Annotated in this window: 13 protein-coding genes; 8 read left to right on the top strand and 5 right to left on the bottom strand. The window is 52.8% G+C overall.

The window, feature by feature from the left end:
- Nucleotides 1–11: 11 nt before the first annotated feature.
- Nucleotides 12–395, bottom strand: a complete 384-nt coding sequence (locus Q363_RS18245) for a hypothetical protein (protein ID WP_157467105.1) — start codon at nt 393–395, stop codon at nt 12–14.
- 354 nt (nt 396–749) lie between these two features.
- Between Q363_RS18245 and Q363_RS18240 the strand changes: the two genes are divergently transcribed.
- The 3 genes from Q363_RS18240 (at nt 750) to Q363_RS18230 (ending at nt 2,531) form a co-directional block, all read left to right on the top strand.
- A complete protein-coding gene (locus tag Q363_RS18240) occupies nt 750–1,058 on the top strand; it encodes a helix-turn-helix domain-containing protein (protein ID WP_169747032.1) in 309 nt (102 codons plus the stop codon).
- A 125-nt stretch (nt 1,059–1,183) separates the two neighbouring features.
- On the top strand, nt 1,184–1,771 hold the full coding sequence (locus Q363_RS18235) for a sigma factor-like helix-turn-helix DNA-binding protein (protein ID WP_035353016.1): 588 nt from the start codon (nt 1,184–1,186) through the stop codon (nt 1,769–1,771).
- Nucleotides 1,772–1,994: 223 nt separating this feature from the next.
- Nucleotides 1,995–2,531, top strand: coding sequence for a hypothetical protein (locus tag Q363_RS18230; RefSeq protein WP_035353013.1), 537 nt, complete (start codon nt 1,995–1,997; stop codon nt 2,529–2,531).
- Nucleotides 2,532–2,655: 124 nt separating this feature from the next.
- On the opposite strand, the gene Q363_RS18225 is transcribed toward Q363_RS18230, so the two are convergent.
- From Q363_RS18225 to Q363_RS18215, 3 genes are all read right to left on the bottom strand, one after another.
- Nucleotides 2,656–3,891 (bottom strand): S41 family peptidase, encoded by a 1,236-nt coding sequence (locus Q363_RS18225; protein WP_035353010.1) that lies wholly within the window; start codon nt 3,889–3,891, stop codon nt 2,656–2,658.
- Nucleotides 3,892–3,901: 10 nt separating this feature from the next.
- Nucleotides 3,902–6,490 carry a CHAT domain-containing protein gene (locus tag Q363_RS18220; protein ID WP_035353007.1) on the bottom strand — a complete coding sequence of 863 codons (2,589 nt, stop codon included), beginning with the start codon at nt 6,488–6,490 and terminating at the stop codon, nt 3,902–3,904.
- Nucleotides 6,491–6,931: 441 nt separating this feature from the next.
- The gene (locus Q363_RS18215) at nt 6,932–8,473 is read right to left on the bottom strand and encodes a replication initiator protein A (RefSeq protein ID WP_035353004.1); all 1,542 of its coding nucleotides are present in this window, start codon (nt 8,471–8,473) and stop codon (nt 6,932–6,934) included.
- Between the two features lie 1,471 nt (nt 8,474–9,944).
- Between Q363_RS18215 and Q363_RS36290 the strand changes: the two genes are divergently transcribed.
- Both Q363_RS36290 and Q363_RS18205 read left to right on the top strand, forming a co-directional pair.
- Complete coding sequence (locus Q363_RS36290) at nt 9,945–10,679, top strand: ParA family protein (RefSeq protein ID WP_084080505.1); 735 nt, start codon at nt 9,945–9,947, stop codon at nt 10,677–10,679.
- Nucleotides 10,676–11,062 carry a hypothetical protein gene (locus Q363_RS18205; protein ID WP_035353001.1) on the top strand — a complete coding sequence of 129 codons (387 nt, stop codon included), beginning with the start codon at nt 10,676–10,678 and terminating at the stop codon, nt 11,060–11,062. Before Q363_RS36290 ends, Q363_RS18205 begins: the two co-directional genes overlap by 4 nt.
- Before the next feature lie 92 nt (nt 11,063–11,154).
- Here the strand turns inward: Q363_RS18205 and Q363_RS18200 are convergent, their stop codons facing one another.
- Nucleotides 11,155–11,745, bottom strand: a complete 591-nt coding sequence (locus Q363_RS18200; protein WP_035352997.1) for a hypothetical protein — start codon at nt 11,743–11,745, stop codon at nt 11,155–11,157.
- Between the two features lie 329 nt (nt 11,746–12,074).
- On the opposite strand from Q363_RS18200, the gene Q363_RS44285 reads away from it, so the two are divergent.
- From Q363_RS44285 to Q363_RS18190, 3 genes are all read left to right on the top strand, one after another.
- The gene (locus Q363_RS44285) at nt 12,075–12,224 is read left to right on the top strand and encodes a hypothetical protein (RefSeq protein ID WP_245632306.1); all 150 of its coding nucleotides are present in this window, start codon (nt 12,075–12,077) and stop codon (nt 12,222–12,224) included.
- The gene (locus Q363_RS18195; protein ID WP_245632305.1) at nt 12,164–12,790 is read left to right on the top strand and encodes a tyrosine-type recombinase/integrase; all 627 of its coding nucleotides are present in this window, start codon (nt 12,164–12,166) and stop codon (nt 12,788–12,790) included. Before Q363_RS44285 ends, Q363_RS18195 begins: the two co-directional genes overlap by 61 nt.
- A gap of 165 nt (nt 12,791–12,955) precedes the next feature.
- Nucleotides 12,956–13,156 carry a cold-shock protein gene (locus Q363_RS18190; RefSeq protein ID WP_020711995.1) on the top strand — a complete coding sequence of 67 codons (201 nt, stop codon included), beginning with the start codon at nt 12,956–12,958 and terminating at the stop codon, nt 13,154–13,156.
- The last annotated feature ends 115 nt before the right edge of the window (nt 13,157–13,271 follow it).

Genomic DNA, 13,271 nt, shown 5'->3' with positions numbered 1-13,271 from the left:
GGTTGTGATCCCTAATTCCCTGTGACCGACTGGCCGGTGAGAGAGGAGATCCATCCAGCGCCCCAACCCAGGACACCGGCACCAAATAGAGCGCCGAACAAGCCGGGCACCGCGCGAGCGAAGTCGCCGCTCATCATCTTGATTCCGGCAAAGATGAGGCCACCGAGGCAGATGACGGCTCCGGCGTACATGGCGAACGTCTTGAAGGTGTTCATTACGGTAGTTGCACCGCTCATATCAATAGAACCCTGAGCGTGAGCCACGCTCGAAGCGGCGAAAGCTAAAACGACAGGGGCGGCAGAGCGAGCGACAAGCGCGGCCTGGTGCTTGACCTGCTGTCGGGTGATTGTGATGTTGCGAAGACGGGCGAGACGAGACTGAAGCGACGTTTTCAAGGGAATCTCCTATTGATCCGCAAGTTGGAGGGACGGTTTGCTCTCTTCTGGAGAGCCTTCGGCGCTTTTTATAGCTCCTCCTTTCGTCAAGGTTTTGCGGTCACTGCCCTGACGGATACGCGGTCACTTTGCCGCCGTATGCACGATGCAGTGTTATCGCAAACTTAGGTAGAACACGGTTGCAACAACACACATATATCTGTATTCCTATATTCGTGTCAATCTGTTTTTGTGTATACCTATTTTTAGGTATTCAGACGCAAAGGAGCGTTGACACGTTTGTGTGTGTGTTGTGGAGTTGCTATGATCCGTAGGTACAGGCTTGCAAGCTTGTTTAGGAAGTGCTCGATTAAGGTGAAGGCAAAAGAAACCAGCACCCCGAGCGGCCCTGCGCTGCGCTACGACTACAAGGCGTTCGCGACCGAACTCGGCGCGCGGCTTCGAGAAATTCGCAAGGCGAGCGGGCTAACGCTTCGCGCACTCCAGATCGACCACAATTACCACTTAAGCCAGATACAGCGGGTCGAAAAAGGAGATGGTATTTCCTTGCCGACTCTCCTGCGTATGGCCGAGACCTATCAGGTGCCTGTTGAGCGCTTGGTTGAGGGATTGGGGATAGTAAGTGAAGGTGTCGAGCCTCACTCCAAAACGTCAAAGAAATAACCTTTGTTTCAGAGCGGAGGCAAATGCGTGGACTAGGGGGAGTGTGTGGCATCTACTACCCAAGCGCGGTGAGCGAGAGGGTTTGTGACAATCTTGCATCCTGTTTTTGAAAGAATTGTTGTCCGATGACCGACAGGCCTCAATTACATCTGGTGAACGCTGAAGGAGCAGAGGTCAGTCCTGTAATCCGGGAAGCTGCTGAAGCGGCTTTTCGCTGGGTCTCAAGGGACTATCCGAACGTCGATAAGGCGCAATTGGCAGATTGGGCCGAGGCGGTAGGAAGGTCAATGCAGACACGCGGAAGTGCTATTGAGTGGCCTGAGCGGTACGCATACGCTGCCTTGAAGGGTAAGGTGCGCGACTGGCTCAGAACGGGCACCGCGCAGGAAGAAACCTCCGGTGTGAGACGGGACATGGAGCGCATTGGTGGGGCAAATAGCTCCTTCCAAGGGTCGGTCGATCGGAGAATCCTGTTCGATCAGCTTCGAAAGGCTCTGCGAGAGCGCGATCGCGATATTCTTCTTTTGCTTCTCAATGAAAAATCGGCCCAGGAAGTGGCGGGGGAGCTGCAAACTAGCTACCCCGCTGCAAGGAAAGCAATCCAGCGAGTCAAGAAACGCATCGGAGCAATCCTTGACGGTGGCTCTAAACAAACGGATGGGGTCGTGAACGAACGCGGCTCTGTAGATCAACGAGGTTTGACAGTTGAATGACGATCTTCTGAATGACTTTCTCCTAGAGGCATTTCCGAACCCAGAGAGGAAAGGCTGTCCAGACGAGAAGACCTTACGTGCTTTCGCAGAAGATCGGTTGCCACCGGGTAACCCGACACTTCAGCATGTAGCGTCATGCTCTGAGTGTTACGCCGAGTACAGACACTATCGGCAGGATTGGAAGGAAGCGAGCAGCAATGAGCATGGCCCGAAGCCCGTTCGAATGAACGAGCCGACTCCTGCTTCAAATCCACAGCGTCCACTTGCTTTCGTTCCGTCAGCAGGTTGGAAAGCGCATCCCTGGGCCTTAGCCGCTGGACTTCTGATTGTTCTCGGGAGCGGCCTGTTCGTAGCCAAGCAATACCATACGCCGCCTTCTGCAGGCGCCCCTGTTGCCTCGAGCGCGGGGCAGGTTACGGCCAACGTCGATCTCTTCAATGCAGTAACGGTTCGTGGCGGTGGGAACGAAGACGCCGCCCCTATGCCTCTGGAAGAGGTGTCTCTTCCCTCCTCCATCGTCAATCTCCACGTTATTCTGCCGCGGTTTAGTGAAAGCGGCCCATATAGGATCGTCGTCGCAAAGGACCGGACAGGGAGCAACATTGTCGCGCGCGGCCTTGGAAACGCTGTCGATGTGGATGGAAGGGTGAGTGTCATGGTGACGCTCGATCTGAGGAATGCCAAGCCTGGCATGTACTTCCTTGCCACCGTTCGCGGCTCGGACAATGGAACGTATTACTACCCTCTAAAGGTGAACTGAAAGTTGGCCGGCAGGAGCGGGCCACTTCCAGATCGCAGCCCGCGCGCGCTTTGGATATGTCTTTATATAAATACATAAATACGTAACGTTAGAAGCTACGATGAGACTGAAGTAGGCGCGCAATTTACCGCAAGACCTGCTCGATGCCGGCGGCGAGCTGGTTATCCTTCCCCTCTCCAGCGTCCGCGAACGACCACGGCACCGCAACATCAGGCTCAATACCATTCCCTTCGATCTGGTTCCCTCTTGCGCTCACGTAAGCGGCGACCGGAATGATCAACCTGTAACCCGCGTCCAGTTTCGTCGCGCTGCGTGAAACAAGACGACCAGATGTTTTGCTGCCGACAATGGTTGCAAGCCTATTCTCCTGGGCAAACTGCGTCAGCATCTCGGCCGCTCCAGACGTGTGTTCATTGACGAGGATTACTGCGCGTCCACGGAATGCTTTAGAGCCCTGAGCTTCGGTGTATAAGAACACGGAGGTTTTCTTCATAAACTTGAGCGCGAGTCCGGGAATTGCCAGCTTCGAACGCGGAACCCTATCGAATACAGGGAGGGTGGACGGGTGAATGCCTCCCTGAGCCATTTTGCGATTCTTGCTGTAACCGATGGGAAGTCGGTCTGGTGTCAAGTAGCTCATAAGCGTGAGGCCACCGATGCCACCACCTGGGTTGCCGCGTAGGTCGACGATGAGCCGATCTAACAAAGCCAATGGGCCTTGGAAAATGCGGTCAAGCTCGTTTGCAAAGTCGATACCGATTTTGCCTGGAAACAGGCTGACTCTGAGGTAAGCGATGCCACCGTCCAGCGTAGATGCTGTAAGGGCCTTTAGGTCGGAATATGGATTGTCCTTATACTTTGGGTCACCTGTCCGAAGTGAGTACTGAATATCCGAAGATCCGCGGCGCACGGTCATGGAGATTTCGTGCGACATCTCGAAGGGTGGCTCTCCGGCCGTCTGCGATGCGGGCCGCATTTCTTTTCCTATGGCAGTGAGCAAAATATCGCCACTCTTAGCACCTGCCTGAGCTGCTACACCTTCGGGGAGAATGTCTTGGAAAACCCACCGAAGCCCGTCGTCCACCCGTTGCACGGAAAAGCTCGCGTTGATCGCGTTGCGCGGATTTATCGGCGTTCTTTTGGACAGCAGTCCAAGGGTCTTCGGAGAAAGCTCGTGGAGCATGTCTGCTACAGACTTCTCGAAGGCTTCGGTGCTGGCGGCATTAACGATGCGCTCGCGATTCCGCGCTACGATTTGTTCCCACAGTCCTTGGTTGAATGCCGGGTCATAAAACTTCTCGGATACGGCCTTCTCTATCTTTGAAAGAAGCGCCTCGCGCTGTGCTTTGTTGAGATCCATTCGTGACCTTTCACAGATTTCCGTTCGCATTCCCTACAAGCTGAAAACTTGCCCAGTAATAGGGAGGCATACCTTCGTTTAGCAGCTCCAGTTGCGCAGTCCGAAGTGCGTCCACCTTGCGGCTGTGCGTAGCTAGTGCTGCATAGAAATTCGTCATCAACTTGCTGGTTGGCTGGTCGGCTAATTCCCAAAGAGTTGAGACTACAGAGTCGGCTCCAGCTTCTATGAACGCATTCACAAGGTTCACAATACCCGTCTCTCCGACCGGCCCAACGCCTGTGTCACACGCTGACAGCGTAACGAGTTTCGAGTTCAGATGCATTTGCCGGATTTCCCGGACTTGCAGGAGTCCATCATTTACGCCGGAGGCCTCAGGCGAGAAGACAAGCGCCGAGCGATCCGGATAATCCAGGTCAGCATATCCGTGAAGTGCCAAATGAATTACTCCGGTGTTCTGCAGCGGGAGCTGCTTGAAGTGAGTTTCTGTCGCGTCAGCTCCCTCCAAGATCGTGCTTGGCCGGGGAAGGTCATGAGCAATCGTCTCCACTTCTTGCTTGCTATCTGGAAGAGCTACAAGGTCGCTCCTCTTCGGTCCTGACACGGCCCGGAGTATCGGGTTTCGCGTGTCTGCTGGTTGCGTCCAGGCCGCGACGCCTACATAGGGCATCGCGGAACTATGTGCTTCATTTGATCGCTTTTGAAGCAAGGCATAGACAGTCGCTGAAGGATCTACATCCACTGTGTGCGTTGCGAGAACATAGCCCTTCCCATCCTGCAACGCGGAGAACGGGAGCAAATGAAGGGAGCCATCTGGGATGACGATGAGGTCGCTCTTTACTTTGTACTCGGGGATCGGCTCAAGGAGTTCAGCGAAAAGTTTTTTTGCGAGAGGACTATCACTCTTCTGAGAACGGATCTCTTTTCGATAGAGAGTCGCGTCGGACTCGATCTGCAGCTTGGCCGGAAGCTGGTAATGCTTCACCGAATCGTGTGTGATCGCGAGTGCGTATGAAGCGGGTTCGGCAAGGACGTAGTCGACTAGTAGTGCGTTCGGTCCTAATGCTTTTTGAAGTATTGCGAGGCCTACCGGATGCGTCACGCTTTCCATGGCTATCGTGCTCGGCGTCATGAAAAGCTCTGTGTTGTAGATCGCGCTGGAAATAGCAGCTCGGGCGTCTGGATCGTCTGTATTGATGAGCGAGAGATTCAGTTGCGTAAGCTTCTTCTCCTCGGCAGTGGCCTCATGAACAGGCTGCGACTCATGGTGCTGGAGAGCCTGGGCCTCCATGCGGCCACGAACATTATCGAGAATCTGAAGAGCTTCGCTGTAGCGATGTTGTGCGCAAAGAGCCGCAAAATAACCGGAATACACGTCGCTCATCTCCGCCAGGAGCAGACGCTGCACACCCGTGGTAGGTGCGTTCTTAATCATCCGGTTCACAAGGGTTATGCCCTTTTGGTACAGATCATCAGCCTGCCGTATCTGTCCCATCTTCATCACGATATAGGCCTTGATGGAGAGATTGCGCGGCACCAGGTACAGCTCATCGGGGATCTTTGTGTTGGCAGCGATCGCAGAATCGATGGCGCTCAGAGCGTCTGGTAACTTCTGTTGCTGTTCATAAACGATCGCGAGCTGGCCGCCGGCATCCACGATGCCGCGGTAGTTGTCGATCCGCTGCGAAATGAAAACGGCTCTTTGAAAATCTGCAATGGCTGTAATTAGATTTCCTTGCTGTCGCTCGATAGACCCGCGAGAGATGAGTACCTGAGACTTATGGCCGTCATAGGGGGTTCCTTCCAAGCGTTTCAGAGACTCGTCGGCGAGTTGGAGCGCCTGAGAATACTCATGCAGCCCCGCCAGAGCGTCGATTTTTGCGTAGATTGCAATCGTTGGATACGCAATGTTGGGGTTGTTTTTTGCTATAGAAATTGCTTTATCGAGAGGCATTAAAGCCTCTTTATAGCGACGAATCTGAACCAGACCAGCGCCATAAATAGACGCATACCGCACTGTTGCGGTGGGGTCATGTTCGACTTCCGACAAGGCCCACGCTTTAAGGACCTTGTTTTTTGCGGATACCGTGTCGCCGAGGATGAAGGCCGCAATTCCCTGCTCCCCCCCAGCACGGGACGACAACCTTATCTGACCTTGCCTGAGTGCCATCCGCTCAACCTCGCGCCACGTGGTGAGCGCTTCACCGGCGTCATAGTTGATTTCCAGCGTGCCCCGAATAGTGAGGATTCGAAGTCTGGTAGCAGGGTCCTTTCCTTCTGGCCACGTAAGCGCCTGGTTTAGGTGCAGGATGTTTGCGAGGCTACTTGTAGACTCATCGGCAGGGATCTCGCTGACCTCGGCATAAAGCGCCTTCGCCGGCTGACCTTCTTTGTGAAACAGTTTTGCTGCTTCTCCGTAGTATGGCCTTGCCTCGGGCCATCGATTCTCCCAGGAGAGCGAATCCGCTTTATCAAGTAAGCCCTGAGCTGACTGCGGCGGCGCAAAGGAATGATGAGGCATGATTGCTATCCCGTATGCCACCGCTAGACTCACAACGGTGGCTCCGAGCACGACGAAATTCCTCTTGGTCGTTGAAGCCATCCCCTATTCTCGCCCGATATACCCCTTTCTGAGTAGCCCCACAAGTGTGGGGTTTATGGAATGGTCGTCATTTCCAGCCCCAGGAGCCTCCCAGCCATTGTTTAGTTAGACCCTTTCCCCCAAGAACTCGGCTTTTAGGAAAAACGGCAAAACGGCTGGGCGTCTGTCCAACGATTCCCCCACGCCAGCGTATCGGCTTTGTCTAGCAGTCCGACAGCGGACTCAGGGGGGAGCGGAACTGTGATGAGGCGAAATCAGGTATAGATAAGTGACGCCCAAAACCACGGATGCAACACCCAAAACAAGGAGAGCCCTTTTGACCCAACTGGCTCGCGACAGGGACTCATCTTAGTGGACACTACACACTTTTGAGGGTATGTGAATTGTTAGCGTTTTTTGGCGTCCAACAAAACGGCGCAGATTAGCGAGTTGAACCCTTTGTTAATGGAAAAGCTCTGCCTGTGGGCGTTCTGCCTTCCAATCTTCAAATTCCGGCAAAGCGAGGTCTTCCAATAATTCCTTGCGAAGTAAGGCCAAAGCAGCTTGCTCGAGTGCAGAGCGTGTCCATGTGGATGCCTTGAACTTCGGATCCTTGCGGATGCGGTTTTTAATAATTCCCTCCAGAACATTGGGGAGTTGTTCCGAAGGATATCGGGCGGTGACCTCGGCGTTCAATAGCTCATCTTTCCATTCACCGTACTTCGTACGGAGGGTCCATTCGATTTCGTCTGCCTGTTGCTTCTGTTTCTTTTGTGCCTCGAATTCCTTCCGCTTCCGCTCCGTGATGAACGTCGTAGGAACGGGAAGACCGTTCTCAATCTGATAAACGATGAAGCCGGGCGGATTAGCAATCTTCTGACGACCGTTGGTTGGATCGAAGAGCTGACTCAGACAGACCTCTACTTGGTCAAGAATCAATTCGGGGTCGTACTGCATGACGAGCATTCTTGCTTTTTGTGGAAGCACCCCGTGATCAACAAGAACATCGAATGCTTTCTGCTGAATCTGGTTTAGTCCGTACGACGTTGGAGCCTTGTCCGTAATTTGCTTCTTTTGTGAGTGCTGGATAACCCGCAATAGAACTTCTCCGGGCAGCATGACGATTTTGTATCCCCTCTTCGTCGCCATTGGTTGAACCTGCCAGCTAGAGAGATATTTGATTTTTGTGAGTTCATCGAGAGAAGCTCCCATCGTTGACTTTATCTTCGATAGGTGCTGGTAAGGTGTGACATTGAGATAATTGCACAGCTCCACATAGTCTTTCTCTACCGATTTTCCCTGGCTTGCGTGGAACCATAAATGGAGATTTCCAAAGATCCCTTTAGCAGTGGGCCTCGATAGAAGCTTGTATGCGTTAAAGTCTTCCGGAACCACATAGCCGTGGTTGAGATTCTCGAGTAGCCAGTCCTCTAGCTCAATCTCGAAAAGATCGACACGATCCGAGCCATCATTGTTGCTTTCTCCAACGCGCTGGAAGGAACGGAAGACGTGAACCGTACGATCTGAGTATTTCTTTCGAGAAGGAAGATATATCACCTTTTCTGAAGTAATGGTCGTCTGAGCGAGCCTTCTTCCCCACTCGTATATGTCATCGTAATTTCTTCCCGATCTAGAAATTCCGAGTTCTTTCAGAAGACGGCTGCCACGGAAACGAATTTTGTTTCCAATAAATCCTTCCCGTGCCCTTTCTTCATTGACAATTTTCATGAAAGCGAGAAACTTATCTCGGTCAGCTGTAGAGGGTAGACCAAGCACTTCAGATGACTGAAACTCAACACTGACACGGATTCTCTTGCCGTCCTGGTTAACGGTCTGTTCCATCCGACGGGAGGATCGATTTTGATTTTTGGTGCGGGGGTCATGACTAGAAAAGAAGCCGATGTTCAAAAGGTTCTTTTCAAATCTAATCAGATCGACATCAACATCAACATCAACGGGCAGCGGCAAGAGAGCCGTGATCTTTGCGTGATTGTTTGCCGCCATTCAACCTCCCACCGAATACGAATGATGCTGTTGTTAATATCCTGTAGAAAGCAAATACTGTGAAGCAAAAAGAATTGCTATAGCATTTTGGACTCCACAGAAAACAAATAAGTTAGATGGCAAAAATTGCCAGCCAAGTCCGCGCGTTTTCCAGCCAAGTCCGCATCTTTTCCAGCCAAGTCCGCGCACTTTTGCCAGCCCCGTTCGCACTGGCTGCCAACCAAGTTCGCATAATTACCAGCTGAGTCCGCGCGCCAGCCATTGATGTTTCACAATTTTTCGCTGCCAGCCAAGTCCGCTGCGAGTGGTATTGAATGACAAACGAGCATCCTGCGTGACCAAATATCATCAAGAATTGCCGCTTTCGATTTATCTAACCTGTTTTCTGCCAGCGAAGTCCGCGGGACTCTCCATTCTTTCCTGTCTATGGACGTCATATTGCCAGCCAAGTCCGCGGGATCGAAGGATGGATGCGGTGAAGCCCTTCCCCGTAAAGTACTGATAATAAGAGGCACATGCATGGATTGCCAGCCAAGTCCGCAATGCTACTGCCAGCCGAGTCCGTTAAGGTAGACGGCTCCGCCGTGCTGTTACTTCTGTCTCCTGGGCAAGTAGACTCTATAAAGGCGATACATAACTGAAAAGTAAGAAGATGTGTGTATTTGTGCCAGCCAAGTCCGCACCACATACGCTGCCAGCCAAGTCCGCACCACATACGCTGCCAGCCAAGTCCGCGTTCCTAAGGTCGATTCGCGGACCCGGCTGGCAAGTTTTTCTTCGAGAATAATTCCCTAAACATTGAATCTAAAAGAGAAAAAGCCTTCGTTGCCAGCTAAGTCCGCATATTCTCGACGATCCGGACCCTTATGATGCTGCGGACTTGGCTGGTAATGAGTCCGCTTCCCTGTTTTCTGTACGAGTCAACGAGTTTCCGGTCGTCCCGGGTTACCAGCTACCAATAAGATACCTGGTGCTATTCGGAATAGGAGGCAGATCGATACTAGAGATCCTTTCTGCCGAGCTAGTCTAGATAGAACTCGTGAGATGCCCGTATAGATACCCGGTATCTGAAAGCTACCAGGGGCAATTTGAAATAGCCGATAGCGAAAAGGTATCGGGTAGCTACCCGATATCAATCGGTACTGGTATAAAGTGGTCGGCTGAACCTGGTGTGGGTTTCGAGGATAGTTCGAGGTAACGTGTCTATTATCCGTGAATCGCCGGGTACGACGGGAGTTTAATATCAGTGCGGAAAGCCAAGTACCGGGTACCATTTAGCTACCCGGTACCATAATGCTACTAATCGGCTACTTGGTAGCTACCGGATACTGGATGGGTATCCAGTACTCATTAGGTACCGGATACGTAAAAGTAACCAATGTGTCCTACCCCCGATACATAATCTTTTTAAGGAATGGATAGCAGGTACCTACCGGGTATCCGGTAGCTAGCCGGTATCTATGGAGGATTCATGCCGGTAATTGTTCTCGCTTCTAGCAAAGGTGGGGTAGGGAAGACCACTGCAACTTTAACAATGGCAAGTGTGCTCACCCATCACGGTGCTGCAACAAGAATTATTGACGCAGATCCGAATTCGCCAATCAATCGATGGGCAGAGCGATTCCCTGAACTAGTGCCAAAGAATTTATCGATCGTGCCTGTTCATCGAACGGATGTTGCTGATCATATTGATAATGCACCGGATCCTTATGTTCTTGTGGATCTAGAAGGTAGCAAAAACGAGGAGGTGTCCGTTGCGATTGGAAGGGCCGATCTCGTTCTCATTCCCATGCAGGGAAATCAACTCGATGCCGATGAAGCGGTAAGTGTAATCAAAGTAATACGAAAGCAAGAGAGTATCTTCAAGAGAAAAATTCCCTTTTGTGTATTTCTATCAATGACTTCGCCCGTCATTAGAGACAGGGCCATGAAGCGCATTTTAGATCAACTAAGAGAGAATGATATTCCTATTCTGCGGGTGAACATGTTCCAACGAGCGGCCTTCAAGGTCACGTTTAACATCGGTGGAACTATTTACCAATTGACGGCTGCCGACGCATCCAGCCCAAGCGCTGCCATCAAAAACGCAGAAGAATTTATGAAGGAAGTTACGGCTTTCATTAAGGGAGACTGGCCTCTGAAGGACGTTGAAGCGGAAGAGGAAGTCAAGGAAGAATTCGCAGAGATGGAGGCGGCTGGGAAATGACTGTACGAACGGGAACGAAATTGGATTTTTCGATCGACGATTCGGAGCTTAGGGCGAGGAAAGACAGGGGAGGCCCATCAGCCACCGCCGGTTCCATTGCTGTCGCTCAGGAAATGGGGTTCACGAAGAGCGCTCCCCAGTCGGCACCTATTGTGGCCCCGATAAAGAAGATCGATGGACGGACACTTCGAAAAAAAGAGGTTACTCAGCTTAACCTTAAGGTTGCCCCAGAAGAGCATGCGCTTGTGATGCTCCAATGGAAAGAATATGAAAGGAACCGGGGCGTAAGGCTAACTGTCGCAGAATTCGTGATGAATGCCTTCAGGTTCTATCTCGAACACTCGCCTTCAATCGAAAGCAAAGTGTCAAGTCGAAGCGCCTAGCATCTCCGCGGAAACGATACCGGGTATCTGATAGGTAGCCGGTATCACCAGTTGCAGTACTTGATGAGGATCACTATTCCCAATCCAGACTGTCAAGCCTTCTGCTTTTCAGTTTGAGCTGCTTGGTATGCCGCTTCTCGAGCTCGCAGATCGTTGAACATGGTCATAAGTTCATAATCGATTGAGGGGGTGCGGTTTTTTGGGGGATCGATTAGTTGAGCCGCAGTCTCGGTGTCGTTTTGAAGAACTCGGGCCAAGATCAGGAGGTTCTCCATGACATGCTTGAAGTCGTTGCCGGTGACCTCGATTCCGCCCCGCTTAAGTACGATGTTAGGGGGAAGGGAACTGACCATAACGGAGTGAAGATCGTTCGGGACGGCCCCCTGGATTTTACGGTGACGCGGTGCGGGCTCGAGATTCTGCAATCGCCAAAGGTGGGCCTTGGTAGGGTCTTCTGCTTCGATTAGGTGTTCCAAATAGGTAATCACCGAATCTCGCGATATGGCATGGGTTCCACCGATGTTATCGATGTTCCCGATAGCGCGCATGATTCGCTGAGCTGCAGGGCGGCTGACATTGAAGGCGATTTCTAGATCAACTCTTCGCCAGGTTTCGGTCTTCGAGTTCTCCACGTGCTTCATAATGTTGTGAAGGTCATGCCTCCATTTCAGCTTTCGCGCCATAAAGTTCCTCTTATTATGATCGGGGATAATGAGCCGACTTGCTCATAATTATCTTCAACAGATCGTCATTTTACCCACGACAAGGTCGCTTGTCAGGGGTAATATGGTGGCATGACCAACCAGCTCGTTTTGGCGGTCCCATCGCCCGAAAGCAGGGCAGGGGAGCCCCTGGCCCTCACCCCGGCCCAGGCCCGGCTGCGCAAGCTGGTCCTCGACACCGTCCCGTCGCCGCACTCCAAGCGCAACTACGCCAAGGCGCTCGACGACCTCTTCCAATTCTTGCCAGCCGGCCTCTCTCCCCGTCCTTATTCATGGAATGGCGGACGGGTATGGAGTCGCTCTCCCCTTCGACGATAAACGTCCGGCTCTCCGCCGTGCGGAAGATGGTCAGCGAGGCCAGGCGCGCCGGCATGATCGGATCGGAGGAAGCGGCCAGCCTGACCGACATCCCCAACATCACCAGAAGGGAACCAGGCTAGGGAACTGGCTGACCCGCGAGCAGGCCAAGGAGCTGCTGGCCGTTCCCGATAGGTCGACGCTCAAAGGCAAACGCGATTACGTGATCCTGGCGCTGTTGGTCGGCTGCGCCCTGCGCCGGAACGAGCTGGCCGAGCTCGACGTCGAGACCATCCAGCAAAGGGAAGGCCGCTGGGTCCTGGCCGACCTCGAGGGCAAAGGCCGGCGCATCCGCACCGTCGCCATCCCCATCTGGGTCAAGCAGGGCATCGACGCCTGGAGGACCGCGGCCGGAATCGAAGACGGCCGGCTGCTGCGCTCGGTCTCGAAATCGGGAAAAGTCAATCGCGACACCCTGAGCGACTGGGCGGTCTGGTCGGTAGTTGAACAGTCATCGAAGCAAATCGGGATCGAGCACTTCGGCGCCCATGACCTGCGCCGCACTTGCGCCAAGCTCTGCCGCAAGAACGGCGGGGATCTGGAGCAGATCAAATTCCTCCTCGGCCATTCCTCGATCCAGACCACCGAACGCTATCTCGGGTCGGAGCAGGACATCGAGATCGCGGTTAACGACAACCTGGGACTGTAGTGGAGAGTGCGGCTCCTCCGCGGGATTTTGGGGACGCCACAATTTTGACGAGCGGGTGCTACTATGCAAACACCTTGCACGGGAACAAGTTTGGTTTCAGCAAAGATGCGACCCGAACCCCAATTTGACTGAGCATGGCAACAGATGAGAACCGAGGAAAACACTATGGAACAGGGAACAGTGAAGTGGTTTAACGATGCCAAGGGGTTTGGCTTCATCAGCCGTCAAAACGGCGAAGACGTTTTCGCACATTACTCCGCAATCACCTCGAGCGGCTTCAAGAGCCTCCAAGAGGGTCAGGCTGTGCAATTCAATGTGATTAAGGGGCCTAAAGGCTGGCAGGCAGCCGACATTCAACCTCTTTAAATTGCTTACTTCTTTGTGAAAGGGACCGGCTTAGCAGACTCGCGGTGAACGGTCGAAGATGCCGCTTGTGGTCTGGAAGCTTGGACTTGGAATATAATTGATAGGACTATGGGCG

It is taken from the genome of Edaphobacter aggregans DSM 19364 (assembly GCF_000745965.1).
Classification (GTDB): Bacteria; Acidobacteriota; Terriglobia; order Terriglobales; family Acidobacteriaceae; genus Edaphobacter; species Edaphobacter aggregans.
The sequence above is the reverse complement of the archived record's forward strand: the minus strand, read 5'-3'. Positions and strand labels throughout refer to the sequence as shown.